The 953-nt window shown below is 56.8% G+C and carries 1 protein-coding gene; it reads right to left on the bottom strand.

The annotated features are described in order from the left end of the window. Positions 1–953: IS630 family transposase (locus tag AB4Y43_RS40420; RefSeq protein WP_368730285.1), on the bottom strand; the 953-nt coding region annotated here is incomplete at its 5' end.

Below are 953 nucleotides of genomic sequence, written 5' to 3'. Positions count from 1 at the left end.
CTAGTGTTCTGTCCCAGAAATAACTTTGCATAGCCGAGCCACTTTCTGGAGAATTGAATCGGCGGTCGCGGTCCATACGAACGGCCGGCCGTGTTGGTTGTACTGCTCGATATATCGCTCGATGCTGGTGATGAGTTGACGCACGTTCTTGAACGACCCTCGACGGATCGCCTGCTGTGTAATCAGGCCAAACCAGCGTTCAACCTGATTCAGCCAGCTTGAGTAAGTCGGCGTGAAGTGCATGTGGTAGCGCGTATGCCTGGCCAGCCACGCCCTGACCTTCGGATGCTTGTGTGTTGCATAGTTGTCGACGATCAGATGCACATCGAGATCGGCAGGCACTGCCTGGTCCACATGCCTGAGAAACGCTAGGAATTCCTGATGTCTGTGGCGCGGCTTACATTGCGCAATAACTTCACCCGTTGCCGTATTGAGCGCGGCGAACAGAGTGGTAGTGCCATGCCGGACGTAATCATGCGTTACCCCCTCGAGATAGCCCAGCCCCATCGGCAACATCGGCTGCGTACGCTCCAGCGCCTGGCACTGGCTCTTCTCGTCGACGCACAGCACCAGGGCATTGGTCGGCGGGCTCAGGTACAGCCCGACAATGTCGCGCACCTTCTCCACGAAGTAGGGATCATTAGACAGTTTGAAGCTTTTTGACCGATGAGGCTGTACACCGAACAACGACAGATATCGGGCCACCGAACTCTTCGAAATCCCTGTCTGCGCAGAAGCGGACCGCACGCTCCAATGCGTTGCCCCATCCGGCTTCTCATGCAGTATCCTCGCCAGGAGTTCCGCTACCGCTTCATCGTCATGCGTACGAGGCCGGCCTGGACGGGCTTCATCATGCAGACCGGCAAGTCCATGGGCAACAAACCGCTTCTTCCAGTGCGTAATTGCCGGCGGTGTCACCTCGCACTGCGTTGCAATTTCTTGACTCGTATGAC

The organism is Paraburkholderia sp. BR10872, assembly GCF_040965835.1.
GTDB classification, from domain to species: Bacteria; Pseudomonadota; Gammaproteobacteria; order Burkholderiales; family Burkholderiaceae; genus Paraburkholderia; species Paraburkholderia nodosa_A.
This window is presented reverse-complemented; position numbering and strand designations above follow the sequence as displayed.